This is a genomic window from Peribacillus sp. NPDC097284, assembly GCF_044761765.1.
Classification (GTDB): Bacteria; Bacillota; Bacilli; order Bacillales; family DSM-1321; genus Peribacillus.
Window position 1 is genome coordinate 20585 of record NZ_JBIWCZ010000016.1, and the last position, 26735, is coordinate 47319.

Sequence of the window (26735 nt, forward strand, 5' to 3'; positions counted from 1 at the left end):
TATCCATTCTTCATATCTCTTCTCTCGTTAAATCTTCAATATTCCTTTCTGATAGGGGGAGATGACTCTGACAGAGCATTACTACTCACAAAAACCGGATGTCGAAAGCAATCCTAAATTTTGGGATTTTGTATTAAAAGGACGCACATTCCACTTTAAAAGTGATAATGGTGTTTTTTCAAAAAAAGAAGTTGATTTTGGTTCTCGTCTTTTGATAGAATCCTTCAATCTTAATAAAGCTGTAAAAGGGAATATTCTTGATGTTGGTTGCGGTTATGGCCCCATTGGAATATCAATTGCTGCGGCTTATCCCGAAAGAACGGTAGAAATGATAGATATAAATAGCCGGGCAGTTGAATTATCGAAGGAAAATGCCGCTACAAACGGAATCGCTAATGTTAAAGTGTACGAAAGCGACCGTTTTGAAAAGGTAGGATCTAAACAATTCGCTGCAATTCTTACGAACCCTCCCATTCGCGCAGGTAAAAGTGTAGTCCACGAAATTCTAGAAGAAAGTTATCGAAGTTTGGTGACTGGTGGAGAACTATGGGTTGTCATTCAAAAAAAGCAAGGCGCTCCTTCCGCCATGGATAAACTAGAGCTGTTATTTGGTAATGTCGAAGTGGCTGTAAAGAAAAAAGGCTACTACATACTATTATCCAAAAAAGTTTGACTCTAAATTTTCGCTATGTTAGTATTATAAAATGCATATATATAATTCCGTTACTATGCAATTTTTATACCATTGGTGTATAACCAATGGATAATATGGGAAAAATATATAAATAATAGTTCGTTTTATGAGAAATAGTGGTTTTTAAAATAAAAACCATTTTCTTTTTGTCTATGGATTAGATTGCTTTTTTCCGTGGCAAATAGATCCTTATAACGCTTGATTTAAGGGGTGAATCAGTTGACAGGTCAACTTGTTCAGTATGGACGACACCGCCAACGTAGAAGTTATGCAAGAATCAGTGAGGTTTTGGATCTTCCGAATCTGATTGAAATTCAAACGGCTTCTTATCAATGGTTTTTAGATGTAGGTTTAAAAGAAATGTTCCAGGACATTTCTCCTATTGAGGATTTTACAGGTAATTTGTCATTAGAATTCATCGATTACAGCCTTGCTGAACCGAAGTATTCTGTTGAAGAAACAAAAGAACGCGATGTTACGTATTCTGCACCACTTCGTGTGAAAGTGCGTCTTGTTAACAAAGAAACAGGGGAAGTAAAAGACCAAGATGTATTCATGGGTGACTTCCCACTTATGACTGAAACGGGCACGTTTGTCATCAATGGTGCTGAACGTGTAATCGTATCCCAATTAGTACGCTCACCGAGTGTTTACTATAATGGGAAAATGGATAAGAACGGTAAGCTAGGTTTCTCTGCGACCGTTATTCCTAACCGTGGTGCATGGCTCGAATATGAGACAGATGCCAAGGATGTAGTTTATGTTCGAATCGACCGCACTAGGAAATTACCTATCACGGTATTGATGCGTGCATTGGGCTTTGGAACTGATCAAGAGATCATTGATTTAATCGGTGATAATGAGTATCTTCGCAACACTCTTGAAAAAGACAACACGGAGAGTGTAGAAAAAGCATTGCTAGAAATCTATGAACGTCTTCGCCCGGGTGAACCACCTACAGTCGATAACGCGAAAAGTCTACTAGTATCCCGCTTTTTCGATCCAAAACGTTATGATCTAGCTAACGTAGGTCGTTATAAAATCAACAAAAAACTGCATATCAAGAATCGTCTATTCGGACAAAAGATCGCCGAGACTTTAATCGATCCTGAAACAGGGGAAATCATTGTCGAAAAGGGTACTTTGCTTGATAGAAGGACACTTGATAAAATTCTGCCTCATCTTGAAGCAGGAATCGGTTTTAAAACGTTCCACCCGTCTGGTGGCGTAGTAGAAGAAGAAACCCTTCTTCAACCAATCAAAGTCTTTGCTCCAAATGACGCTGAAGGCGAAAAAGTGATCAATATCATTGGTAATGCGTATGTAACCGATCAGGTTAAAAACATTACTCCAGCTGATATCATCTCTTCTATTAGCTATTTCTTTAACTTGCTTCATGGTGTGGGAATTACAGATGATATTGACCATCTAGGAAATCGTCGTCTGCGTTCCGTTGGTGAATTGCTGCAAAACCAATTCAGAATTGGTTTATCTCGTATGGAGCGTGTCGTGCGTGAGAGAATGTCTATTCAAGACACGAATACGATCACTCCACAGCAATTGATTAACATTCGTCCTGTTATAGCATCCATTAAAGAATTCTTTGGTAGCTCACAGCTTTCACAATTCATGGACCAAACGAACCCATTGGCCGAATTGACGCATAAACGTCGTCTATCTGCATTGGGACCTGGTGGTTTGACTCGTGAGCGTGCTGGTTTCGAAGTACGTGACGTTCATTACTCCCACTATGGCCGTATGTGTCCGATTGAAACGCCTGAGGGACCGAATATTGGATTGATTAACTCCCTATCAAGTTTTGCAAAGGTTAACCCTTATGGATTCATTGAAACACCATACCGACGTGTTGACCATGAGACAGGGAAAATTACGAGCAAAATCGATTACTTAACGGCTGATGAAGAAGATAACTACGTAGTTGCCCAAGCGAATGTTCGTCTATCCGATGATGGAACATTCCTTGATGATATGGTTGTTGCACGTTTCCGCGGTGAAAATACCGTTGTTCCGCGTGACCGCGTAGATTATATGGACGTATCGCCTAAACAAGTCGTATCTGCAGCGACAGCATGTATTCCTTTCTTGGAAAATGATGACTCCAACCGTGCCCTAATGGGAGCGAACATGCAACGTCAAGCAGTACCTTTATTACAACCAGAGGCACCAAGAGTTGGAACAGGTATGGAATATGTTTCAGCGAAAGACTCTGGGGCAGCTGTCATCTGTAAACACCCTGGTATCGTCGAACACGTGGAATCACGTGAAGTATGGGTACGCCGGGTGAGTGAGGTTGACGGTCAACAAGTAAAAGGAAACCTTGATAAATACCGTTTATTAAAATTCATTCGTTCTAACCAAGGAACGTGTTATAACCAACGTCCTATCGTTAGTGTTGGTGACAATGTTGTCAAAGGTGAAATTCTTGCCGATGGTCCTTCAATGGAAAAAGGTGAATTAGCACTTGGACGAAATGTATTAGTTGCCTTCATGACTTGGGATGGATACAACTATGAAGATGCCATCATCATGAGTGAACGTCTAGTTAAAGATGATGTGTACACTTCCATCCATATTGAAGAATATGAATCTGAGTCTCGCGATACGAAATTGGGACCTGAAGAAATCACTCGTGATATTCCGAACGTCGGAGAAGATGCGCTTCGCAACCTTGATGAGCGTGGAATAATCCGTGTCGGTGCTGAAGTAAAAGACGGTGACCTTCTAGTAGGTAAAGTAACTCCTAAAGGGGTAACGGAACTAACGGCGGAAGAACGTCTCTTACATGCAATCTTTGGTGAAAAAGCGCGCGAAGTACGGGATACATCATTGCGTGTTCCCCACGGCGGCGGCGGAATCGTCCTCGATGTTAAGGTGTTTAACAGAGAAGATGGCGACGAGCTACCACCTGGTGTAAATCAACTTGCACGTGTATATATCGTTCAAAAACGTAAAATACATGAAGGCGATAAAATGGCCGGACGTCATGGTAACAAAGGTGTAATCTCAAGAATCCTTCCTGAAGAAGATATGCCTTACATGCCTGATGGAACACCGGTTGACATCATGTTAAACCCACTGGGTGTACCTTCCCGTATGAATATCGGTCAGGTACTTGAGCTTCACTTAGGTATGGCAGCCCGTGCACTAGGCATTCACGTAGCATCACCGGTATTTGATGGAGCTACTGAGGAAGACGTTTGGAGTACGATTGAAGAAGCTGGCATGTCACGTGATGCAAAAACGGTACTTTACGATGGCCGTTCAGGTGAAGCATTCGATAACCGTGTGTCTGTTGGTGTCATGTACATGATTAAACTTGCACATATGGTTGATGATAAACTTCATGCTCGTTCAACTGGACCTTACTCCCTTGTTACGCAACAACCACTTGGTGGTAAAGCGCAATTCGGTGGACAACGTTTTGGTGAGATGGAAGTATGGGCACTTGAAGCATATGGAGCTGCTTATACATTACAAGAAATCCTTACCGTTAAATCAGATGATGTCGTGGGCCGTGTGAAAACATACGAAGCGATTGTCAAAGGCGAAAATGTCCCTGAGCCTGGTGTCCCTGAGTCATTCAAAGTATTGATTAAGGAACTTCAAAGCTTAGGATTAGATGTTAAAATCATGAATGCTGAAGACCGCGAAATTGAAATGCGTGATTTAGAAGATGAAGAAGACCCTAATCAGTCAGACAAATTAAGCCTAGATGCAGAAACAAAAGATATGGTTGCTACTGAAGCAGGAGCACCATCAAAAGAGTAAATAATTTAAATAAATAAATCTATATATTATCAGCTCTGACTGGCAGCAAGGTTTTTCTTTAAAGATCCTGCTGCCTTGTCGGAGTCTTATTGATTCAATCACCCATCATCCGGTTTAGATTGCCCGAATGAATGAAGGCAATCAGGGTAAAACCTGGAGATTAAAAGGGAGGTAGGCCCCTTGTTAGATGTTAATAATTTTGAGTATATGAAAATTGGTCTTGCTTCACCAGACAAGATTCGTTCTTGGTCTCATGGGGAAGTTAAAAAACCAGAAACAATCAACTATCGTACGTTAAAACCAGAAAAAGACGGTTTATTCTGTGAGAGAATTTTCGGACCTCAAAAGGACTGGGAATGTCACTGTGGTAAATATAAACGTGTTCGTTATAAAGGCGTAGTTTGTGACCGTTGTGGGGTTGAAGTCACGCGTGCTAAAGTCCGTCGTGAACGAATGGGTCATATTGAGCTGGCAGCACCAGTTTCACATATTTGGTATTTCAAAGGAATTCCGAGTCGTATGGGTCTTGTCCTGGATATGTCTCCACGGGCATTAGAAGAAGTTATTTACTTCGCATCTTATGTGGTAACTGAAACTGGCGATACAACTTTAGAAAAGAAACAACTTCTTTCTGAAAAAGAATATCGTACATACCGTGAAAAATACGGTAAGAAGTTCCAAGCTGCAATGGGTGCGGAAGCTATTAAAAAACTTTTACAAGACATTGATACGGAAAAAGAAGTAGAAACGTTGAAAGAAGAGCTTAAGACAGCTCAAGGACAACGTAGAACTCGTGCAATCAAACGCTTGGAAGTATTAGAAGCCTTCCGTAATTCTGGTAACGAGCCTTCATGGATGATTCTTGATGTGCTTCCAGTTATACCACCAGAACTTCGTCCAATGGTTCAATTAGATGGCGGTCGTTTTGCGACATCTGACTTAAATGATCTATATCGTCGTGTTATTAACCGTAACAATCGTTTGAAAAGATTGCTTGATCTTGGCGCTCCAAGCATTATCGTCCAAAATGAAAAGCGTATGCTTCAAGAAGCCGTTGACGCTTTAATCGATAATGGACGTCGTGGTCGCCCAGTAACTGGTCCGGGTAACCGCCCATTGAAATCTTTATCACACATGTTAAAAGGTAAACAAGGTCGTTTCCGTCAGAACCTTCTTGGTAAACGTGTCGATTACTCTGGTCGTTCTGTAATCGTAGTTGGTCCTAACCTGAAAATGTACCAATGTGGTCTGCCGAAAGAGATGGCGATTGAATTATTCAAACCATTCGTTATGAAGGAACTCGTTCAAAGAGGATTAGCTCATAACATCAAATCTGCAAAACGAAAAATTGAACGACTATCTCCTGAGATTTGGGATGTACTTGAAGAAGTCATTAGGGAGCATCCAGTTTTACTTAACCGTGCACCAACTCTTCATAGACTGGGTATTCAAGCGTTTGAGCCAACATTGGTTGAAGGCCGTGCAATTCGTTTGCATCCGTTAGTATGTACAGCATATAACGCTGACTTTGATGGTGACCAAATGGCCGTCCACGTTCCTTTATCTTCTGAAGCTCAAGCTGAAGCACGTATGCTAATGCTTGCTGCCCAGAACATCTTGAATCCTAAAGATGGAAAACCAGTCGTTACTCCTTCTCAAGATATGGTATTAGGTAACTACTACCTAACATTAGAAAGAGAAGGCGCTATCGGTGAAGGTATGATCTTTAAAGATACTAGTGAAGCGTTGCTTGCATACCAAAATGGTTATGTTCACTTACATTCTCGTTGCGCAGTGCATGCATCATCACTGAATAATGAAACGTTCACGGAAGAACAAAACAGCCAGCTTCTAATCACTACCGTTGGTAAATTGGTCTTTAATGAAATTTTGCCAAAATCATTCCCATATATTAACGAACCTACACGTTATAACTTGGAAACTAAAACTCCAGAGAAATATTTCGTGGAAAAAGGCGCTAATATCCCTGAATTGATTAAAGCACAACCAGCTATTGATCCATTCAAGAAGAAAATTCTTGGTAATATCATTGCGGAAGTGTTTAAACGTTTCAAAATCACCGAAACATCTAAAATGCTTGACCGGATGAAAAATCTTGGATTCAAATATTCGACAAAAGCAGGTATCACTGTTGGTGTAGCTGATATTGTTGTATTAAAAGAAAAACAAGAAATCATTACGGAAGCTCAAACAAAAGTGGATAACGTCCTAAAACAATTTAGACGTGGTCTAATTACCGAAGATGAGCGTTATGATCGCGTCATTTCGATCTGGAGCGCAGCAAAAGATACTATTCAGTCTAAACTGATGAAATCTCTTGACCGACGCAATCCGATCTTCATGATGAGTGACTCCGGTGCCCGTGGTAATGCTTCCAACTTCACGCAGCTTGCGGGTATGCGTGGACTGATGGCCAACCCGGCTGGACGTATCATCGAATTACCGATCAAATCAAGTTTCCGTGAAGGTTTAACAGTGTTAGAGTACTTTATCTCTACACATGGTGCTCGTAAAGGTCTTGCCGATACAGCCCTTAAAACTGCCGATTCTGGTTACCTTACACGTCGTCTAGTAGACGTAGCCCAAGATGTTATCATCCGTGATGATGACTGTGGAACAGACCGCGGCTTGAAAATTTCTGCCTTGAGAGAGGGAACAGAAATAATCGAGCATCTTGAAGAACGTTTAATTGGCCGATATGCAAGAAAAGCCATTAGACATCCAGAAACAGATGAAGTAATTGTGGCTGAGAATGACCTTATCACTGAGGATCTAGCAGCTTATATTGCATCTCTAGGTATTGAAACTGCATGGATTCGCTCTGCCTTTACATGTAACACCAGTCATGGTGTATGTAAGAAATGTTACGGACGTAACTTGGCTACCGGTCAGGAAGTTGAAGTGGGAGAAGCAGTTGGTATCATTGCTGCCCAATCAATCGGTGAACCTGGTACTCAGTTAACAATGCGTACATTCCATACAGGTGGGGTTGCCGGAGACGATATTACTCAAGGTTTACCTCGTATCCAAGAAATATTTGAAGCGAGGAACCCTAAAGGTCAAGCAGTTATTTCTGAAATTGAGGGAACTATCGTTTCAATCAATGAAATCCGCGATAAACAACAAGAAATCGTGGTCCAAGGTGCGGTTGAATCACGTACTTATACAGCGCCATACACAGCGCGTTTAAGAGTGTCTGTTGATACTTTCGTTCGTCGAGGCGAGGAGTTAACAGAGGGTTCTATCGATCCTAAAGAATTGTTGAAAGTTACGGATGTTCTTACTGTTCAGGAATACCTACTTCATGAAGTACAGAAAGTATACCGGATGCAAGGGGTAGAAATCGGCGATAAACATATCGAGGTTATGGTTAGACAAATGATGCGTAAAGTTCGTGTTCTTGATGCAGGGGAAACTGAAGTTCTTCCAGGTACGCTATTGGATGTTAACCAGTTCACCGTGGCAAACACAAACGCATTGCTAACCAGCAAGCTACCTGCTACAGGTCGTCCTGTATTACTAGGAATTACAAAAGCATCACTTGAAACGGATTCCTTCTTGTCTGCAGCATCATTCCAAGAAACAACTAGAGTATTGACTGATGCAGCAATTAAAGGAAAACGCGACGAATTGCTTGGACTGAAAGAAAATGTTATCATCGGTAAACTTGTTCCAGCTGGAACAGGTATGCCTCGCTACAGAAAAGCTAACCCTGTTGTCGTAGAGAATCCTGAGACAGTATCGGTTGACTAAAGGATAATTAGACCCAGCTCATATAAATACTGAAGAACTTGATCCCCCTAACGATATTGGGGGATTGAGGTTCGGATTAAATGAGCTGGTTTCTTTTTATTAATAAAGAGTAATCAGTAAAAAATTAGTTATGATAGAACCAATTTGGTAGACTTAAAAACCTATAGAATGATTTAACTGGAAAACCTTTTGCTTAAATAATTTTTTGAAACAAGTTGACAGCATCTGACTAAAAATGATACTATAGCAAAGGTGCTCCTATGTTACCCTGTAACTTTGGAGGATATGGACCATGTCTTATGAAAAAGTAATACAGGCAAAGTCAGTGGTTATAGGAACGAAACAAACAGTTAGAGCTTTGAAGAACAATTTAATTCAAGAAGTTATCATCGCTGATGATGCAGATATATACTTGACTGGGCGTGTTGTTGAGACCGCTAAACTAGTGGATGTTCCTATCACATATGTTGATTCGATGAAAATGCTTGGAAAAGCATGTGGTATTGATGTCGGAGCAGCAACTGTTGCCATTAAAAAGTAAAAATGTTTTTGCAATACTATTTGCAAGGACTTTGTTTTTACCCATTTATGAACCACCTGGATGTGTGGTACTAGACATGAAATTGCGAAGGGAGGAAAAATGTAATGCCTACTATTAATCAATTAGTGCGTAAAGGACGCGAGTCTAAAGAGGTTAAATCTAACTCTCCAGCACTTAACAAAGGCTACAACAGCTTTAAGAAAGCACAAACTAACGTATCATCTCCGCAAAAACGTGGTGTTTGTACTCGTGTGGGAACTATGACACCGAAAAAACCAAACTCCGCTTTACGTAAATATGCGCGTGTACGTTTAACTAACGGTATCGAGGTAACAGCTTATATCCCAGGTATCGGTCACAACTTACAAGAACACAGCGTGGTACTAATCCGCGGTGGACGTGTAAAGGATTTACCAGGGGTACGTTACCATATCGTACGTGGTGCTCTTGATACAGCAGGAGTTAACAATCGTATGCAAAGCCGTTCTAAATACGGTACTAAGCGTCCGAAAGCAGCAAAAAAATAATCCGAGAAAGGAGGAAATATAATGCCTCGTAAAGGACCCGTAACAAAAAGAGATGTATTACCAGATCCAATTTATAAATCTAAACTTGTGACTCGCTTAATCAACAAATTAATGGTTGATGGACAAAGAGGAAAATCACAAAAAATACTTTACTCTGCATTTGAGTTAATTAAAGAACGTACTGGCAATGAGCCAATCGAAGTGTTTGATCAAGCACTTAAAAACATCATGCCTGTATTAGAAGTAAAAGCACGCCGTGTGGGTGGAGCTAACTACCAAGTACCAGTTGAGGTACGTCCAGACCGTAAATCAACTCTAGGTCTTCGTTGGTTAGTAAACTACTCTCGCCTTCGTGGAGAAAAAACGATGGAAGAGCGTTTAGCTTTCGAAATCATGGATGCTGCAAACAACACTGGAGCAGCTGTTAAGAAACGTGAAGATACGCACAAAATGGCAGAAGCTAACAAAGCATTTGCTCACTATCGCTGGTAAGATCAATAACAATAAAATCCTTATAATAGGAAGGAGAAAGACAAATGGCAAGAGAGTTCTCCTTAGCAAATACTCGTAATATCGGTATCATGGCACATATTGATGCTGGTAAAACGACTACAACAGAACGCGTTCTTTACTATACTGGTAAAATCCACAAAATTGGTGAAACACACGAAGGTGCTTCACAAATGGACTGGATGGAGCAAGAACAAGAACGTGGAATCACGATCACATCCGCTGCAACAACTGCACAGTGGAAAGGTCACCGCGTAAACATCATTGATACACCGGGACACGTAGATTTCACAGTTGAAGTTGAACGTTCTCTACGTGTACTTGATGGAGCTGTAGCTGTACTTGATGCCCAATCAGGTGTTGAGCCTCAAACTGAAACAGTTTGGCGCCAAGCTACAACATACGGTGTACCACGTGTCGTATTCGTTAACAAAATGGACAAAATCGGTGCGGACTTCCTTTATTCAGTAGGAACTATCCACGATCGTTTGCAAGCAAACGCTCATCCGGTCCAATTACCAATTGGTGCTGAAGATAATTTTTCCGCTATCATTGACTTAATTGAAATGAAAGCTCATTTCTACTCAAATGATTTAGGAACTGATATCACTGTTGGTGAAATTCCTGCAGAACACCTTGAATTAGCTGAAGAGTACCGTGAGAAATTAATCGAAGCGGTGGCTGAAGTTAATGAAGACTTAATGGAAAAATACCTTGGTGGCGAAGAGATCAGCATTGCTGAATTAAAAGCTGCTATCCGTACTGCAACCGTTAATGTTGAATTCTTCCCAGTTATCTGTGGTTCAGCGTTCAAAAATAAAGGTGTTCAATTAATGCTTGATAACGTTATTGACTTCCTTCCATCTCCATTAGACGTACCTGCAATCAAAGGTACTCTTCCGGATACTGAAGAAGAAGTAGAACGTCACTCAGATGATTCTGAACCGTTCTCTGCTTTAGCGTTTAAAGTTATGACAGACCCTTATGTTGGTAAGCTTACATTCTTCCGTGTGTACTCTGGTACATTAGAATCTGGATCATATGTAATCAACTCAACAAAAGGTAAACGTGAACGTATTGGACGTATCCTTCAAATGCATGCAAACAGCCGTGAAGAGATTTCTACAGTATATGCTGGGGATATCGCTGCAGCTGTTGGTTTGAAAGATACGACTACTGGTGATACACTATGTGATGATAAGGATCAAGTTATCCTTGAATCAATGGTATTCCCAGAACCAGTTATCTCACTTTCTGTTGAACCAAAATCGAAAGCAGATCAAGACAAAATGTCTCAAGCTTTACAAAAGCTTCAAGACGAAGATCCAACATTCCGTGCGCATACTGACCAAGAAACTGGTCAAACAATTATCGCTGGTATGGGTGAACTTCACTTGGACATCCTTGTTGACCGTATGCGTCGTGAATTCAGAGTGGAAGCTAACGTAGGTGCTCCTCAAGTTGCTTACCGTGAAACTTTCCGTGGTTCAGCTAAAGTTGAAGGTAAATTCGTTCGTCAATCTGGTGGACGTGGACAATTCGGACACGTTTGGATTGAATTTGGACCAAACGAAGAAGGTAAAGGATTCGAATTTGAAAATGCTATCGTCGGTGGTGTAGTACCTCGTGAGTATATTCCTGCAGTACAAGCTGGATTAGTTGATTCACTTGACCGTGGAGTACTTGCTGGTTACCCATTAGTTGATATTAAAGCAAAATTATTCGACGGATCTTACCATGACGTTGACTCCAATGAAATGGCATTTAAAATCGCTGCATCAATGGCGCTTAAAAATGCTGCTTCAAAATGTAAGCCGGTTATCCTTGAACCTATCATGAAAGTGGAAGTTGTAATCCCTGAAGATTACCTAGGCGATATCATGGGAGATATTACATCTCGTCGTGGACGCGTAGAAGGTTTGGAAGCTCGCGGAAACACTCAAATGGTTAAAGCGATGGTTCCACTATCCGAAATGTTCGGTTATGCAACTTCATTACGTTCAAACACTCAAGGACGCGGAACATTCTCTATGCACTTCGATCACTATGAAGAAGTACCTAAGAGCATTTCTGAAGAAATCATCAAAAAAAATAAAGGTGAATAATTGATTTTCATCTCTTATTAAAGTATAACTACTTATGTAAGCTGTGTTGGAAGAATTTATCTTCTTTCACAGCCCTTATATACTTAAACTATTTTTATATTTTTAAGGAGGAATTCCTAATGGGAAAAGCTAAATATGATCGTTCAAAACCGCATGTTAACGTTGGAACAATTGGACACGTTGACCATGGTAAAACAACTCTAACTGCTGCAATCACTACTGTACTTGCTAAAGCTGGTGGAGCAGAAGCACGCGCGTATGACCAAATTGATGGTGCACCAGAAGAAAGAGAACGTGGTATCACAATCTCTACTGCACACGTTGAGTACGAAACAGCTACTCGTCACTATGCACACGTTGACTGCCCAGGACATGCTGACTATGTTAAAAACATGATCACTGGTGCTGCACAAATGGATGGTGGTATCTTAGTAGTTTCTGCTGCTGATGGCCCAATGCCTCAAACTCGTGAGCACATCCTTCTTTCTAAACAAGTTGGTGTTCCTTTCCTAGTTGTATTCATGAACAAATGCGACATGGTTGATGACGAAGAACTTCTTGAATTAGTAGAAATGGAAATTCGTGATCTTCTTTCTGAATACGATTTCCCTGGCGATGACGTTCCAGTTATCAAAGGTTCTGCTCTTAAAGCTCTTGAAGGAGATGCTGCTTGGGAAGAAAAAATTCATGAATTAATGGCTGCTGTTGACGAGTACATTCCAGAACCAACTCGTGACACTGACAAACCATTCATGATGCCAGTTGAGGATGTATTCTCAATCACTGGTCGTGGAACAGTTGCTACAGGACGTGTTGAACGTGGACAAGTTAAAGTCGGTGACGTTGTAGACATCATCGGTTTCAACGACGAAGCAAAACCAACAACTGTAACTGGTGTTGAAATGTTCCGTAAACTTCTTGATTATGCTGAAGCTGGTGACAACATCGGAGCTCTACTTCGTGGTGTTGCTCGTGAAGATATCCAACGTGGACAAGTACTTGCTAAGCCAAATACAATCACTCCACACAGCAAATTCAAAGCTGAAGTTTATGTTCTTTCTAAAGAAGAAGGTGGACGTCATACTCCATTCTTCACAAACTACCGTCCGCAGTTCTACTTCCGTACAACTGACGTAACTGGTATTTGTAACCTTCCTGAAGGCGTAGAAATGGTTATGCCTGGAGATAACATTGAAATGTCAGTAGAACTTATCGCTCCTATCGCTATCGAAGAAGGTACTAAATTCTCTATCCGTGAGGGTGGACGTACTGTTGGCGCTGGTGTAGTTGCTACAATCCAAGAATAATCGATTCTAAATCGAATATTGGAAGGGACGCCTTCCGGAAGAAGCAGATGGGACGCCGTCTGCTTCTTTTTTTTGCCTTTAGGATTATAATAGAAGAAACTGGTTAGAAATAGACATATAGAATCTACTTGTAAATCCTAAAGATTGTATGTATAATAATAAAAGTGTGTTGCACAAGAAAGATTTAAGTTTAACTTGCATTTAACTTGTGTGTTATGTATAATAGACAATGTTGGTCTTTGACTGCGATGATATGGAAGGTTGCTGACACACCCGGCCGCTTTGCCATGGCGAGTGTGTGGGAAATTTCCATTGAGAAGGTCTATTTTATAAAATAGGCGAAAAGGAGGGAAAATTATGGCAAAACAAAAAATTCGTATTCGTTTGAAAGCATATGATCACAGAATCCTTGATCAATCTGCTGAGAAAATTGTTGAAACTGCAAAACGTTCTGGTGCGACTGTTGCTGGTCCAATTCCATTGCCAACTGAAAGATCTATCTATACGGTCCTTCGTGCGGTTCATAAATACAAAGACTCTCGCGAACAATTCGAAATGCGTACGCATAAACGTCTAATCGATATCGTTAATCCAACTCCGCAAACAGTTGATTCATTGATGCGTTTAGATTTACCGTCAGGCGTTGACATCGAAATTAAATTATAATTTATATAATAAGAACAATTACTCTAGGAGGTGTGACTTATGACCAAAGGAATCTTAGGAAGAAAAATCGGTATGACTCAAGTTTTTGCTGAAAATGGCGAACTTATCCCGGTAACAGTAATCGAAGCTGCTAACAATGTAGTACTTCAAAAGAAAACTGTTGAAACTGACGGTTATGAAGCAATTCAAGTTGGTTTTGAAAACAAACGCGAAAAGCTTTCTAACAAACCTGAAAAGGGACACGTTGAAAAAGCAAATACTACTCCTAAGCGCTTCATTCGCGAATTCCGCGGAACGGATCTTGCTTCATACGAGATCGGTCAAGAAGTCAATGTTAGTATTTTCGCTGAAGGCGATTTAGTAGATGTAATAGGAATTTCAAAAGGTAAAGGTTTCCAAGGTGCTATTAAACGCCACGGACAATCTCGCGGACCGATGACTCATGGTTCTCGTTACCACCGTCGCCCAGGTTCAATGGGTCCTGTTGCTCCAAACCGCGTATTCAAAGGTAAACTATTACCAGGACGTATGGGTGGGGAACAAGTTACTGTTCAAAACTTAGCTATCGTTAAAGTTGATGTTGAACGTAATCTACTATTGGTCAAAGGTAATGTACCTGGTGCTAGAAAAGCGCTGATCAAAGTTAAAACTGCTGTTAAAGCAAAGTAATTTCTGAGAAAGGAGGAGCAATAGAATGCCAAAAGTTACATTGTTCAACCAAACAGGTTCACAAGTTGGCGACATCGAGCTAAACGAATCCATCTTTGGTATCGAACCTAATAATCATGTGTTATTTGAAGCAATCATCATGCAACGAGCTTCCTTACGTCAAGGAACTCATAAAGTTAAAAACCGTTCTGAAGTTGCAGGCGGTGGACGTAAACCTTGGAAACAAAAAGGAACTGGACGTGCGCGTCAAGGTTCTATCCGTTCTCCACAATGGCGTGGCGGTGGTATCGTTTTTGGACCAACTCCAAGATCATACTCTTACAAGTTGCCTAAAAAGGTACGTCGCTTAGCTATTAAATCTGCATTGTCTGCAAAGGCATTGGAAGAAAACATCTTAGTACTTGAAAGCTTGACTTTCGAAGCTCCAAAAACGAAAGAATTTGTAGCTGTACTAAAAAATCTTTCTGTAGATACTAAAACGTTGATCGTTACTGACGGTTTAGATGAGAAGGTTGCTCTTTCTGCACGTAACATCCCAGGTGTTACTGTGGTTGAAGCTGTTGGTCTTAATGTTCTTGATGTTGTTTCACACAACAAATTGATCTTGACTAAATCAGCTGTCGAAAAAGTAGAGGAGGTGCTTGCATAATGGATGCACGCGATATCATTAAGCGCCCCGTAATCACAGAAGCTTCTTCAGACGCTATGGCTGAAAAGAAGTATACTTTTGAAGTTGATGTTAGAGCTAACAAAACTCAAGTTAAAGATGCGGTTCAAGAAGTTTTCGGCGTAAAAGTTGAAAAGGTAAATATCATGAACTACAAAGGTAAATTCAAACGCATGGGCAAACATGCAGGCTATACTAACAAGCGCCGTAAAGCTATTGTTAAATTAACTGCTGACAGCAAAGAAATCGAGCTATTCGAAGCTTAATTCATTAGAGAAGGAGGGAAATACAAATGGCGATTAAGAAGTATAAACCTACCTCTAACGGTCGACGTAATATGACAACTTCGGATTTTGCTGAGATTACTACAGACAAACCCGAAAAATCATTACTTGCTCCTTTACACAATAAAGGCGGCCGTAATAACCAAGGTAAGTTAACAGTTCGTCATCAAGGTGGCGGCCACAAGCGTCAATACCGTATCATCGATTTCAAACGGAATAAAGATGGTATACCAGGACGCGTTGCTACTATTGAGTACGATCCAAATCGTTCTGCAAACATTGCATTAATTAATTACGTTGATGGAGAAAAACGTTATATCCTAGCTCCTAAAAACCTAGAAGTAGGTTTGGAAGTTATGTCTGGCCCAGAAGCCGATATTAAAGTGGGTAACGCACTTCCTCTAATTAACATCCCAGTTGGTACAGTAATTCATAACATCGAATTAAAACCAGGAAAAGGTGGACAATTAGTCCGTTCTGCAGGTACATCTGCACAAGTACTTGGTAAAGAAGGTCGTTATGTTCTTGTACGTTTAAATTCTGGTGAGGTTCGTATGATTCTTGCTACTTGCCGTGCTACAATCGGTCAAGTTGGTAACGAACAACATGAACTTATCAACATTGGTAAAGCTGGTCGTAATCGTTGGTTAGGTAAACGCCCAACTGTACGTGGATCAGTAATGAACCCGAATGATCACCCACACGGTGGTGGTGAAGGTAAAGCACCAATCGGACGTAAATCACCAATGTCTCCTTGGGGTAAACCAACTCTTGGATTCAAAACACGTAAGAAGAAAAATAAATCCGATAAATTTATCGTTCGTCGTCGTAAAAAATAACGGGGTTGAGCTACGGTTCATTAATCGGACCGTAGAACGATCACGAAGGGAGGTACTCGCATGGGTCGTAGCTTAAAAAAAGGGCCTTTTGTTGATGATCATTTATTGGTAAAAGTTGAAAAATTAAATGAAGCAGACAAGAAACAGGTAGTAAAAACTTGGTCTCGTCGCTCAACAATCTTCCCGCAATTCATCGGACATACAATCGCTGTTTATGACGGTCGTAAGCATGTGCCGGTTTATGTAACAGAAGACATGGTAGGTCACAAACTAGGCGAATTCGCGCCTACACGCACTTATAAAGGTCACGCAAGTGATGACAAGAAAACAAGACGTTAATGAGAGGAGGGCATCTCATGCAAGCAAAAGCTGTCGCTAGAACAGTTCGTATTGCTCCTCGTAAAGTGCGTTTAGTCGCAGACTTAATTCGAGGAAAACAAGTAGGTGAAGCAGTAGCGATTCTTCGCTTAACACCAAAATCTGCTTCTCCAGTCGTAGAAAAAATTCTGAAATCTGCTATCGCAAATGCAGAACATAACTACGAAATGGATATCAATAACCTAGTCGTTTCAGAGGCATACGTTAACGAAGGACCAACATTAAAACGTTTCCGTCCTCGCGCTCAAGGTCGTGCGAGTGCAATTAACAAACGTACTAGTCATATTACAATCGTTGTATCAGAAAAGAAGGAGGGGTAATCTGTGGGTCAAAAGGTAAATCCAGTCGGTATGCGTATCGGGATCATCCGTGATTGGGAATCCAAATGGTACGCTGATAAAGACTACGCAGTTCTTTTGCATGAAGACCTTAGAGTTCGTGAGTATATCGCGAAACGTCTAAGTGATGCTTCTGTATCCAAGGTTGAAATCGAACGTGCAGCTAACCGCATCAATGTATCAGTTCATACTGCTAAACCAGGTATGGTTATCGGTAAGGGCGGCACTGAAGTTGAAGCACTTCGTAAAGCATTAAACCAATTAACTGGCAAAAGAGTTCACATCAATATCATCGAAATCAAAAGAGCAGATCTTGATGCGAAATTGGTTGCTGAGAACATCGCTCGTCAATTAGAAAATCGTGTTTCATTCCGTCGTGCTCAAAAACAAGCTATTCAACGTACAATGCGTTCAGGCGCTAAAGGAATCAAAACTCAAGTTTCTGGTCGTCTTGGCGGTGCAGATATTGCTCGTGCTGAACACTACAGCGAGGGAACAGTTCCACTTCACACACTTCGTGCTGACATAGATTATGCTCATGCTGAAGCAGATACTACTTACGGGAAGCTAGGCGTGAAAGTTTGGATCTACCGTGGAGAAGTTCTTCCTACTAAGAAGAAATCTGAGGAAGGAGGAAAATAATATGTTATTGCCAAAACGCGTAAAATACCGTCGTGAACATCGCGGTAAGATGAGAGGGATGGCTAAAGGCGGACGTGAAGTTCATTTCGGAGAATTTGGACTTCAAGCCCAAGAAGCTTCCTGGATCACTAACCGTCAAATCGAAGCAGCTCGTGTAGCGATGACTCGTTACATGAAGCGTGGAGGTAAAGTTTGGATCAAGATCTTCCCAAGCAAACCTTACACTGCTAAGCCGCTTGAAGTACGGATGGGTTCCGGTAAAGGTGCTCCTGAAGGTTGGGTAGCAGTTGTTAAACCGGGCAAAGTATTGTTTGAAATCTCTGGTGTATCTGAAGAGGTGGCAAGAGAAGCATTGCGCCTTGCAGCACACAAACTTCCAATCAAATGTAAGTTTGTAAAAAGAGAGGAAATTGGTGGTGAAACAAATGAAAGCTAATGAAATCAAAGATCTAACCACTGCTGAAATTGAACAAAAACTAAAATCTCTTAAAGAAGAACTATTTAATCTTCGTTTCCAGTTAGCTACTGGACAACTTGAAAATACAGCTCGCATCCGTGAAGTTCGCAAATCGATCGCTCGTATGAAAACAGTTGTTCGTCAAAGAGAGATCGGTGTCACTAATCGATAATGAATGGAGGTTTGCATAATGAGCGAACGCAACCAACGCAAAGTCTACACTGGCCGCGTAGTATCCGACAAAATGGATAAAACCGTAACAGTCGTTGTAGAAACCTATAAAAAGCATTCTTTATACGGTAAACGCGTAAAATACTCTAAAAAGTTAAAAGCTCATGACGAGCTGAATGAAGCTAAAGCAGGCGATGTAGTACGTATCATGGAAACTCGTCCACTTTCAGCTACAAAACGTTTCCGTCTTCTAGAAGTAGTAGAAAAATCAGTAATCATTTAATTTTGTTCGGATTAAGTTAATTCCGAAGGGAGGTACCGTACATGATTCAACAAGAATCTCGTTTAAAAGTCGCTGACAATTCAGGTGCACGTGAAGTTCTAGCTATTAAAGTACTAGGTGGTTCTGGACGTAAATATGCTAATATCGGCGATGTTATAGTTTGTACCGTTAAACAAGCAACACCTGGAGGCGTTGTTAAAAAAGGTGAAGTCGTTAAGGCTGTTGTTGTTCGTACAAAACGTGGTATGCGTCGTCCTGACGGTTCTTACATTCGTTTCGATGAGAACGCATGTGTAATTATCCGTGACGATAAGAGCCCACGTGGAACTCGTATTTTTGGACCTGTTGCTCGTGAATTACGTGATAACAGTTTCATGAAGATCGTTTCTCTAGCTCCAGAAGTTTTATAATAGTTAAATTTCGTAAAGCCTTTCAAGGAGGTGCCAAGCTAATGCATGTTAAAAAAGGTGACAAAGTCGTAGTCATCTCTGGTAAGGACAAAGGCAAACAAGGAACAATTCTTGAAGCATATCCGAAACAAAATCGTGTGCTTGTTGAAGGAATTAATATTGTGAAAAAGCACTCTAAGCCATCTCAAGTTAATCCACAAGGTGGAATTATCAGCCGAGAAGCTGCTATTCACGCATCCAATGTAATGCCTCTTGATCCGAAAACAGGTAAACCGACTCGTGTTGGATATAAGATTGAAAACGGCAAGAAAGTACGCGTAGCTAAAATATCAGGTGAATCTTTAGATAAATAAGTCATAAATGAAGGGAGGTACACGAAGCAATGAGCCGCCTTAAAGAAAAATATAACAGCGAAATTACACCATCATTAATGGGTAAATTCAACTATCAATCAGTAATGCAAGTACCAACTATTGAAAAGATCGTTATTAACATGGGTGTTGGTGACGCAGTATCTAACTCAAAAGCTTTAGATACAGCAGTTGAAGAATTAACACTTATCGCTGGTCAAAAACCAGTAATAACTAAAGCTAAAAAATCAATCGCAGGATTCCGTTTGCGTGAAGGTATGCCTATCGGAGCGAAGGTTACACTACGTGGAGAACGTATGTATCAATTCCTTGATAAGCTAGTATCTGTATCTTTACCACGTGTACGTGATTTCCGCGGCGTTTCAAAGAAATCTTTTGACGGACGTGGGAACTATACATTAGGTATTAAAGAACAACTTATCTTCCCTGAGATTGATTACGATAAAGTGAGCAAAGTTCGTGGTATGGATATCGTTATCGTAACGACTGCCAACACTGACGAAGAAGCTCGTGAACTACTTACTCAAGTTGGAATGCCGTTCCAAAAGTAATCTCTAAATAAAGGGAGGCGAAATCGTGGCTAAAAAGTCTATGATCGTAAAGCAAAAACGCGAACAAAAGTTTAAAGTACAAGAATATACACGTTGCGAACGTTGCGGCCGTCCACATTCTGTAATACGTAAATTTAAACTATGTCGTATTTGTTTCCGCGAACTTGCACATAAAGGACAAATTCCTGGCGTTAAAAAAGCTAGCTGGTAAAACCCGAGTTTGGGAAGGAGGTAAAATAAAATGGTCATGACAGATCCTATTGCAGATATGCTTACTCGCATCCGTAATGCGAATATGGTTCGTCACGAAAAGCTAGAAGTTCCTGCTTCAAAGATCAAAAAGGAAATTGCTGAGATCTTAAAGCGTGAGGGCTTCGTACGTGACTTTGAATTAATCGAAGACAACAAACAAGGTATCATCCGTATCTTCTTAAAATACGGTGCAAACAACGAACGTGTTATCACTGGTCTTAAACGTATCAGCAAACCTGGTTTGCGTGTATATGCAAAAACTGGAGAGGTACCACGCGTTCTAAACGGTTTAGGTATCGCAATTGTTTCTACTTCTCACGGAGTTTTAACAGACAAGGAAGCTCGCTCTAAACAAGTTGGCGGAGAAGTTTTAGCATACGTTTGGTAATACATTTTCACAAGAATGGAGGTGCACAATATGTCTCGTATAGGTAAAAAACCTGTTGAAATCCCTGCAGGCGTAACAGTTACTGTAAACGGAAGTGAAGTAACTGTTAAAGGCCCTAAAGGTGAATTAACTAGATCATTTAATCCTGATCTTACAATCGTTGTTGAAGAGAACGTGGTAACTGTTACACGCCCGTCTGACGAGAAAGCTCACCGTTCTTTACACGGTACTACTCGCGCTCTTATCGCTAACATGATTGAAGGAGTTTCAAAAGGATTCGAAAAGTCACTAGAACTTATTGGGGTTGGGTACCGTGCTCAAAAGCAAGGTACTAAGCTTATCCTTAACGTAGGATATTCTCACCCTGTAGAAATAGAACCAGAAGCAGGCGTTGAAGTCGAAGTTCCTTCTAATACAAAAGTAATCGTTAAAGGTGCTAGTAAAGAACGTGTAGGTGCTCTTGCAGCTAACATTCGTGATACTCGCCCACCTGAACCGTATAAAGGTAAAGGTATCCGTTATGTTGGCGAATTCGTTCGTCGTAAAGAAGGTAAAACTGGTAAGTAATGCTGCTTAAGTAAACGAAAGGAGTGACGTAAATGATTACGAAGCTTGATAAAAATGCTACTCGTCAGAAACGCCATGCACGTGTACGTGCAAAGATTTCTGGAACGGAAGCTCGTCCTCGTTTAAATGTGTTCCGTTCAAACAAACACATTTACGCACAATTGATTGACGATGCAAAAGGCGTAACATTAGCAAGTGCTTCAACTCTTGATAAAGAGATTAGCATTGAAGCTGGTAGCAACGCTGAAGCAGCTCAAAAAGTTGGCGAACTTATTGCGAAACGTGCTATTGAAAAAGGTTTAAAAGCTGTGGTATTTGACCGCGGTGGTTACCTCTTCCATGGTCGTGTTAAAGCATTAGCTGACGCTGCTCGTGAAAACGGCTTAGAATTTTAATGGATAAGGAGGGACATATACAGATGCGTAGCATTGATCCTAATAAATTAGAACTTGAAGAACGCGTAGTTACCGTAAACCGTGTAGCTAAAGTTGTTAAAGGCGGACGTCGTTTCCGTTTCACTGCACTAGTTGTTGTAGGTGATAAAAACGGTCATGTTGGATTTGGTACTGGTAAAGCTCAAGAAGTTCCGGATGCAATCCGTAAAGCTATTGAGGATGCTAAGAAAAATCTAATTACTGTACCAATGGTAGGAACTACAATTCCTCACCTTGTGAATGGTCACTTTGGCGCTGGTCACATTCTTTTGAAACCAGCTTCTGAAGGTACAGGAGTTATTGCTGGTGGTCCTGTTCGTGCGGTCCTTGAATTAGGCGGAATTAGTGATATCTTGTCTAAATCATTAGGTACTAACACACCTATTAATATGGTTCGTGCAACAATCGAAGGATTGAAGCAATTAAAACGTGCTGAGGACGTAGCTAAGTTACGTGGTAAATCAGTACAAGAACTGTTAGGATAAGGAGGGAAATCGTATAATGGCTAATAAATTAGAAATTACCCTCACTCGCAGCTTGATCGGTCGTCCTGAAGATCAACGTGTTACAGTTAACACTTTGGGTTTACACAAAATGCATCAAACGGTTGTTCAAGATGACAACCCTGCGATTCGTGGTATGATTACCAAAGTATCTCATCTTGTTACTGTAAAAGAACAATAAAATAATTTTTAACTTAACAAGGAGGTGCCAACATGAAACTTCATGAGTTAAAATCTGCAGAAGGTTCTCGTAAAGAACGTAAACGTAAAGGTCGCGGTATTGGATCTGGTAACGGTAAAACAGCAGGTAAAGGACACAAAGGACAAAACGCTCGCTCTGGCGGCGGTGTACGCCTTGGATTTGAAGGGGGTCAAACTCCTCTATTCAGACGTTTGCCTAAACGTGGATTTACCAACGTTAACCGTAAAGACTATGCTATCGTAAATCTTGATACGTTAAATCTTTTCGAAGACGGTACTGAAGTAACTCCAGCTCTTTTACTTGAGACTGGTATCGTAAGTAAAGAAAAAGCAGGAATCAAGATTCTTGCTAAAGGAAACATTGAGAAAAAGCTTACTGTTAAAGCTCACAAATTCTCTTCTACTGCAAAAGAAGCTATCGAAGCTGCTGGCGGTAACACAGAGGTGATCTAATGTTTCGCACGATCTCCAATTTTATGCGCGTGGGTGAAATAAGAAATAAGATAATTTTTACCCTTCTCATGTTAATCGTCTATCGCATCGGTACATTTATTCCTGTACCGCATGTGAATGCCGGTTTTCTTGCTGAACAGGACCAAATGAGCGTCATCGGTCTTTTAAATACCTTTGGCGGCGGAGCACTGCAAAACTTCTCTATTTTGGCGATGGGGATCATGCCGTATATCACGGCATCAATCATCGTACAGCTATTACAGATGGACGTTGTTCCAAAGTTCACTGAATGGTCGAAACAAGGGGAGGCAGGGCGCCGTAAATTGGCTCAATTTACACGTTACTTCACTATTGTCCTTGGATTTATCCAAGCTTTGGGTATGTCTTATGGATTTAACAATATGTCGGGTGGCTCGTTAATTGAATCTCCTGGGGTTGCAACATACTTGCTTATTGCGACTGTCTTAACGGCAGGAACAGCTTTTCTTTTGTGGTTAGGAGAGTTGATTACTGCTAAAGGTGTCGGTAATGGGATTTCCATTATTATCTTTGCTGGTATTGTATCTAGTTTGCCTAATACGGCCAACCAGATCTATGCACAGCAGTTTGAAAATGCTGGGGACCAACTATTCTTACGAATTGTAACCATTATCCTTATCATAGTAGCAGTATTAGCAATCGTGGTTGCTGTAATCTTCATTCAGCAAGCATTACGTAAGATTCCAATCCAATATGCCAAACGTGCTGCGGTGGGTCGTACGCAAATGGGTGGTCAATCTACCCATTTACCATTGAAAGTAAATGCTGCGGGTGTTATCCCGGTAATCTTCGCAACTGCATTTATTATCACTCCAACAACGATCGCCTCTTTCTTCGGGAAGAATAGCGTGACTACTTGGATTTCAACAAACCTTGATTATACTAAGCCAATTGGCATGATCATATATGTTGCTCTTATTATTGCCTTCTCATATTTTTATGCGTTCATTCAGGTTAATCCTGAGCAAATGTCTGAAAATCTGAAAAAGCAAGGTGGCTATGTGCCAGGGATTCGTCCAGGTAAGAGTACACAAGAATATTTAACTAGTGTTTTATATCGCTTAACGTTCGTTGGCTCTTTATTCTTAGCAGCCATTGCCGTTTTACCGGTATTCTTCATAAAACTTGCTGATCTTCCACAATCTGCTCAGATTGGCGGAACTAGTTTGCTAATCGTAGTCGGGGTTGCCCTTGATACGATGAAACAGCTAGAAGCACAACTAGTGAAGAGACACTATAAAGGCTTTATAAAGTAATGAGTTCTGGGAACGATATGTTCCCTTTACCCATTATAGAGTTTGAGGGGGAAGAACATTGAATCTAGTTTTAATGGGGCTACCGGGTGCTGGTAAAGGTACTCAAGCCGAAAAAATCGTAGAAAAATATAACATCCCTCATATTTCTACTGGAGATATGTTCCGAACAGCTATCAAAGATGGAACAGAATTAGGTCTAAAGGCTAAATCATTCATGGATAAGGGCGAATTGGTTCCTGATGAAGTAACCATCGGCATTGTTCGTGAGCGTTTAAGCAAGGAAGATTGCGTAAAAGGATTTCTACTTGATGGTTTCCCACGTACTGTGGCACAAGCAGAAGCTCTTGAAAACATTCTTGCTGATTTAGATCGAAAAATTAATTTTGTAATTAATATCAATGTTGATAAAAGCATCTTAATGGAAAGATTGACAGGTCGTCGCATTTGCAAATCTTGTGGTTCGACATATCACCTTGTTTTCAATCCTCCAACAAAAGAAGATGTATGTGACCGTTGCGGCGGAGACTTATATCAACGTGCTGACGATAATGAAGAAACGGTTCAAAATCGCTTAGATGTGAATTTGAAACAAACTAAGCCACTTCTTGATTTCTACGGAGAAAAAGGGTACTTGGTCGACATTAATGGACAGCAAGATATTAATAAGGTATTTGAAAACATTGATGTGCTACTTGATCCATTGCAAAAATAATCATTCTTGATAATTTATGAAATCCTGCCATTTTAAAACTTCCTGTTTAAATATGGTGCATTCCTTTCATACAAAGGGTATAATGGATTTCGCAACGGCATTTACACATTTATCGATCAGGTTCTTGCACTTGGTATTCCCTGAATTGGGCGATTACGTTTTAAGTAATCTTCATGGACATATCCGGTCGGCAAAATTGTTGAAGAAATGCAACGACTCTAGTAGATTTCCTAAAGAGTCGTGATATAGAGGGTAGAAAGTAGCTATGCCAGGCGTGCGCCTTTCAAACATCTCCCATGCTATTCAAGCCTATGTCGAGACTAATTGCTTCTCTTTTTTTGAGAGTATGTCGGTCACGGAATCGGTCAAGACTTACATGAGGACCCATAAAATCCTCATTTCGGTCCAGCTGATAAGGTCCTCAGTTAAAGCCTGGTTCTACAAAAATGGTGAATACTTGATGCAGAATTGTAAGACTTTTGAGGATAATTGGACTGGAGTAAAGTTGACGGAAAGATGTGTACCTGTAATAGGTTCACGCATAGAGAAGGGAGAATCACTTTAATGGCGAAAGACGATGTAATTGAAGTAGAAGGCACAGTACAAGAGACTTTGCCAAATGCAATGTTTAAGGTAGAATTAGAAAATGGTCATACTGTTTTAGCTCATGTATCCGGTAAAATTCGTATGCACTTTATTCGCATTTTGCCTGGAGATAAAGTTACGGTTGAGCTTTCCCCGTATGATCTAACTCGCGGCAGAATCACATACCGGTTTAAATAATTCCGGTTACGCTCCGATCTGTATAAGGAGGTTAGATAGCAATGAAAGTCAGACCATCAGTCAAACCAATCTGCGAAAAGTGTAAAGTTATCCGCAGAAAAGGTAAAGTTATGGTTATTTGCGAAAACCCTAAACATAAACAAAAACAAGGCTAAATAGAAGGAGGTGCACTCAAGCATGGCACGTATTGCTGGAGTAGATATTCCCCGTGACAAACGAATTGTTATCTCATTAACATATATATATGGTATTGGAAAACAAACAGCGATTAAAATTCTTGCAGAAGCTGGTATCTCTGAAGAAACTCGCGTTCGTGATTTAACGGAAGACGAATTAAACAAAATTCGTGATATCATTGACAAGTTAAAAGTAGAAGGCGATCTACGTCGTGAAATTTCCCTTAACATCAAACGTTTAATGGAAATCGGTTCATACCGTGGTTTACGTCACCGTCGTGGTCTTCCTGTTCGTGGACAAAACACAAAAAACAATGCACGTACGCGTAAAGGACCTCGTCGTACAGTAGCTAACAAGAAAAAATAATTAGTAAAGGAGGTTACTTTTCATGGCACGCAAAACTAATACACGTAAACGTCGTGTGAAAAAGAATATAGAAACTGGTATTGCACATATTCGTTCAACATTCAACAACACTATCGTTACTATCACTGATGCACATGGTAATGCTATTTCTTGGTCAAGTGCTGGAGCATTAGGATTCCGTGGATCTCGTAAATCTACTCCTTTCGCTGCACAAATGGCTGCAGAAACTGCTGCTAAAACATCTATTGAACATGGTATGAAAACTCTTGAAGTTACAGTTAAAGGACCAGGTGCAGGACGTGAAGCTGCTATTCGTGCACTTCAAGCTGCTGGACTAGAAGTAACTGCAATTAAAGATGTAACTCCAGTACCACATAACGGATGTCGTCCGCCAAAACGTCGCCGTGTTTAATTTTTCTGTATAGATTTTGTATTCCTGTCAATAATGGGATATAATACTAAGTTTGCGTTCTTACAGAAGATTAATTTTTCAGTTGTTGCGCACAGCGGGAACGTATACATGGGGAATTTCGGTTAAGTGACAAGCTTACTTACCGGGGTTTTGACGTTTTGAAGGAGGGTTTGTTGATGATCGAAATAGAAAAACCAAAAATCGAAACGGTTGTACTCA

The 26735-nt window shown here is 40.6% G+C and carries 35 protein-coding genes; all 35 read left to right on the forward strand.

Going from position 1 to position 26735, the window contains the following annotated elements:
- Positions 1–67 precede the first annotated feature (67 nt).
- The 35 genes from ACIQXU_RS18820 (at position 68) to rpsK (ending at position 26516) form a co-directional block, all read left to right on the forward strand.
- On the forward strand, positions 68–673 hold the full coding sequence (locus tag ACIQXU_RS18820; protein WP_402875762.1) for a class I SAM-dependent methyltransferase: 606 nt from the start codon (positions 68–70) through the stop codon (positions 671–673).
- A gap of 240 nt (positions 674–913) precedes the next feature.
- Entirely contained in the window at positions 914–4483 is a 3570-nt protein-coding gene (rpoB, locus tag ACIQXU_RS18825; protein ID WP_402875722.1) for a DNA-directed RNA polymerase subunit beta, read from the forward strand.
- A 180-nt stretch (positions 4484–4663) separates the two neighbouring features.
- Positions 4664–8257 carry a DNA-directed RNA polymerase subunit beta' gene (rpoC, locus tag ACIQXU_RS18830; protein WP_402875721.1) on the forward strand — a complete coding sequence of 1198 codons (3594 nt, stop codon included), beginning with the start codon at positions 4664–4666 and terminating at the stop codon, positions 8255–8257.
- 292 nt (positions 8258–8549) lie between these two features.
- Positions 8550–8798 carry a 50S ribosomal protein L7ae-like protein gene (locus ACIQXU_RS18835; protein WP_402875719.1) on the forward strand — a complete coding sequence of 83 codons (249 nt, stop codon included), beginning with the start codon at positions 8550–8552 and terminating at the stop codon, positions 8796–8798.
- Positions 8799–8902: 104 nt separating this feature from the next.
- Entirely contained in the window at positions 8903–9325 is a 423-nt protein-coding gene (gene rpsL, locus ACIQXU_RS18840) for a 30S ribosomal protein S12 (protein WP_402875717.1), read from the forward strand.
- A 21-nt stretch (positions 9326–9346) separates the two neighbouring features.
- A complete protein-coding gene (gene rpsG, locus ACIQXU_RS18845; protein WP_402875716.1) occupies positions 9347–9817 on the forward strand; it encodes a 30S ribosomal protein S7 in 471 nt (156 codons plus the stop codon).
- 44 nt (positions 9818–9861) lie between these two features.
- A complete protein-coding gene (gene fusA, locus ACIQXU_RS18850; protein WP_402875714.1) occupies positions 9862–11940 on the forward strand; it encodes an elongation factor G in 2079 nt (692 codons plus the stop codon).
- A gap of 119 nt (positions 11941–12059) precedes the next feature.
- Positions 12060–13247, forward strand: coding sequence for an elongation factor Tu (tuf, locus tag ACIQXU_RS18855; RefSeq protein ID WP_402875712.1), 1188 nt, complete (start codon positions 12060–12062; stop codon positions 13245–13247).
- Positions 13248–13604: 357 nt separating this feature from the next.
- Positions 13605–13913, forward strand: coding sequence for a 30S ribosomal protein S10 (gene rpsJ / locus ACIQXU_RS18860; RefSeq protein WP_402875709.1), 309 nt, complete (start codon positions 13605–13607; stop codon positions 13911–13913).
- Positions 13914–13952: 39 nt separating this feature from the next.
- Positions 13953–14582 (forward strand): 50S ribosomal protein L3, encoded by a 630-nt coding sequence (rplC, locus tag ACIQXU_RS18865; RefSeq protein WP_402875708.1) that lies wholly within the window; start codon positions 13953–13955, stop codon positions 14580–14582.
- 25 nt (positions 14583–14607) lie between these two features.
- Positions 14608–15231: a 50S ribosomal protein L4 gene (gene rplD / locus ACIQXU_RS18870; protein ID WP_402875706.1), complete on the forward strand. Its 624-nt coding sequence runs from the start codon at positions 14608–14610 to the stop codon at positions 15229–15231.
- The gene (rplW, locus tag ACIQXU_RS18875; protein WP_402875704.1) at positions 15231–15515 is read left to right on the forward strand and encodes a 50S ribosomal protein L23; all 285 of its coding nucleotides are present in this window, start codon (positions 15231–15233) and stop codon (positions 15513–15515) included. Before rplD ends, rplW begins: the two co-directional genes overlap by 1 nt.
- 26 nt (positions 15516–15541) lie before the next feature.
- Positions 15542–16372: a 50S ribosomal protein L2 gene (gene rplB, locus ACIQXU_RS18880; protein ID WP_402875702.1), complete on the forward strand. Its 831-nt coding sequence runs from the start codon at positions 15542–15544 to the stop codon at positions 16370–16372.
- A gap of 60 nt (positions 16373–16432) precedes the next feature.
- Positions 16433–16711, forward strand: a complete 279-nt coding sequence (gene rpsS, locus ACIQXU_RS18885) for a 30S ribosomal protein S19 (protein ID WP_034305018.1) — start codon at positions 16433–16435, stop codon at positions 16709–16711.
- Between the two features lie 17 nt (positions 16712–16728).
- A complete protein-coding gene (gene rplV / locus ACIQXU_RS18890) occupies positions 16729–17070 on the forward strand; it encodes a 50S ribosomal protein L22 (protein WP_061440384.1) in 342 nt (113 codons plus the stop codon).
- Between the two features lie 3 nt (positions 17071–17073).
- Complete coding sequence (gene rpsC, locus ACIQXU_RS18895) at positions 17074–17730, forward strand: 30S ribosomal protein S3 (protein WP_402875700.1); 657 nt, start codon at positions 17074–17076, stop codon at positions 17728–17730.
- A 1-nt stretch (position 17731) separates the two neighbouring features.
- Complete coding sequence (rplP, locus tag ACIQXU_RS18900; protein WP_402875698.1) at positions 17732–18166, forward strand: 50S ribosomal protein L16; 435 nt, start codon at positions 17732–17734, stop codon at positions 18164–18166.
- Positions 18156–18359 carry a 50S ribosomal protein L29 gene (gene rpmC / locus ACIQXU_RS18905; RefSeq protein WP_034305010.1) on the forward strand — a complete coding sequence of 68 codons (204 nt, stop codon included), beginning with the start codon at positions 18156–18158 and terminating at the stop codon, positions 18357–18359. Before rplP ends, rpmC begins: the two co-directional genes overlap by 11 nt.
- A gap of 18 nt (positions 18360–18377) precedes the next feature.
- A complete protein-coding gene (gene rpsQ, locus ACIQXU_RS18910; protein WP_402875696.1) occupies positions 18378–18641 on the forward strand; it encodes a 30S ribosomal protein S17 in 264 nt (87 codons plus the stop codon).
- Positions 18642–18682: 41 nt separating this feature from the next.
- Positions 18683–19051 (forward strand): 50S ribosomal protein L14, encoded by a 369-nt coding sequence (rplN, locus tag ACIQXU_RS18915; protein ID WP_402875694.1) that lies wholly within the window; start codon positions 18683–18685, stop codon positions 19049–19051.
- A gap of 41 nt (positions 19052–19092) precedes the next feature.
- Positions 19093–19404 carry a 50S ribosomal protein L24 gene (rplX, locus tag ACIQXU_RS18920; protein WP_402875692.1) on the forward strand — a complete coding sequence of 104 codons (312 nt, stop codon included), beginning with the start codon at positions 19093–19095 and terminating at the stop codon, positions 19402–19404.
- 29 nt (positions 19405–19433) lie between these two features.
- A complete protein-coding gene (gene rplE, locus ACIQXU_RS18925; RefSeq protein WP_402875691.1) occupies positions 19434–19973 on the forward strand; it encodes a 50S ribosomal protein L5 in 540 nt (179 codons plus the stop codon).
- 25 nt (positions 19974–19998) lie between these two features.
- Positions 19999–20184: a type Z 30S ribosomal protein S14 gene (locus tag ACIQXU_RS18930; RefSeq protein ID WP_402875689.1), complete on the forward strand. Its 186-nt coding sequence runs from the start codon at positions 19999–20001 to the stop codon at positions 20182–20184.
- Positions 20185–20214: 30 nt separating this feature from the next.
- Positions 20215–20613 carry a 30S ribosomal protein S8 gene (rpsH, locus tag ACIQXU_RS18935; RefSeq protein WP_285769160.1) on the forward strand — a complete coding sequence of 133 codons (399 nt, stop codon included), beginning with the start codon at positions 20215–20217 and terminating at the stop codon, positions 20611–20613.
- A 30-nt stretch (positions 20614–20643) separates the two neighbouring features.
- Positions 20644–21180: a 50S ribosomal protein L6 gene (gene rplF, locus ACIQXU_RS18940; protein WP_402875686.1), complete on the forward strand. Its 537-nt coding sequence runs from the start codon at positions 20644–20646 to the stop codon at positions 21178–21180.
- A gap of 32 nt (positions 21181–21212) precedes the next feature.
- Entirely contained in the window at positions 21213–21575 is a 363-nt protein-coding gene (gene rplR, locus ACIQXU_RS18945; RefSeq protein WP_402875684.1) for a 50S ribosomal protein L18, read from the forward strand.
- Positions 21576–21598: 23 nt separating this feature from the next.
- Complete coding sequence (gene rpsE, locus ACIQXU_RS18950; RefSeq protein ID WP_402875683.1) at positions 21599–22099, forward strand: 30S ribosomal protein S5; 501 nt, start codon at positions 21599–21601, stop codon at positions 22097–22099.
- Positions 22100–22115: 16 nt separating this feature from the next.
- Positions 22116–22298, forward strand: coding sequence for a 50S ribosomal protein L30 (rpmD, locus tag ACIQXU_RS18955; protein WP_402875681.1), 183 nt, complete (start codon positions 22116–22118; stop codon positions 22296–22298).
- 32 nt (positions 22299–22330) lie between these two features.
- Positions 22331–22771: a 50S ribosomal protein L15 gene (rplO, locus tag ACIQXU_RS18960; protein ID WP_402875679.1), complete on the forward strand. Its 441-nt coding sequence runs from the start codon at positions 22331–22333 to the stop codon at positions 22769–22771.
- On the forward strand, positions 22771–24066 hold the full coding sequence (gene secY, locus ACIQXU_RS18965) for a preprotein translocase subunit SecY (protein ID WP_402875677.1): 1296 nt from the start codon (positions 22771–22773) through the stop codon (positions 24064–24066). Before rplO ends, secY begins: the two co-directional genes overlap by 1 nt.
- 58 nt (positions 24067–24124) lie before the next feature.
- Entirely contained in the window at positions 24125–24778 is a 654-nt protein-coding gene (locus tag ACIQXU_RS18970) for an adenylate kinase (RefSeq protein ID WP_402875676.1), read from the forward strand.
- 564 nt (positions 24779–25342) lie between these two features.
- On the forward strand, positions 25343–25561 hold the full coding sequence (gene infA, locus ACIQXU_RS18975; protein ID WP_028390440.1) for a translation initiation factor IF-1: 219 nt from the start codon (positions 25343–25345) through the stop codon (positions 25559–25561).
- A gap of 41 nt (positions 25562–25602) precedes the next feature.
- Entirely contained in the window at positions 25603–25716 is a 114-nt protein-coding gene (gene rpmJ, locus ACIQXU_RS18980) for a 50S ribosomal protein L36 (protein ID WP_003156543.1), read from the forward strand.
- Positions 25717–25738: 22 nt separating this feature from the next.
- Positions 25739–26104, forward strand: a complete 366-nt coding sequence (rpsM, locus tag ACIQXU_RS18985) for a 30S ribosomal protein S13 (RefSeq protein ID WP_063235804.1) — start codon at positions 25739–25741, stop codon at positions 26102–26104.
- 22 nt (positions 26105–26126) lie between these two features.
- A complete protein-coding gene (gene rpsK / locus ACIQXU_RS18990) occupies positions 26127–26516 on the forward strand; it encodes a 30S ribosomal protein S11 (protein ID WP_040372575.1) in 390 nt (129 codons plus the stop codon).
- Positions 26517–26735: the final 219 nt, after the last annotated feature.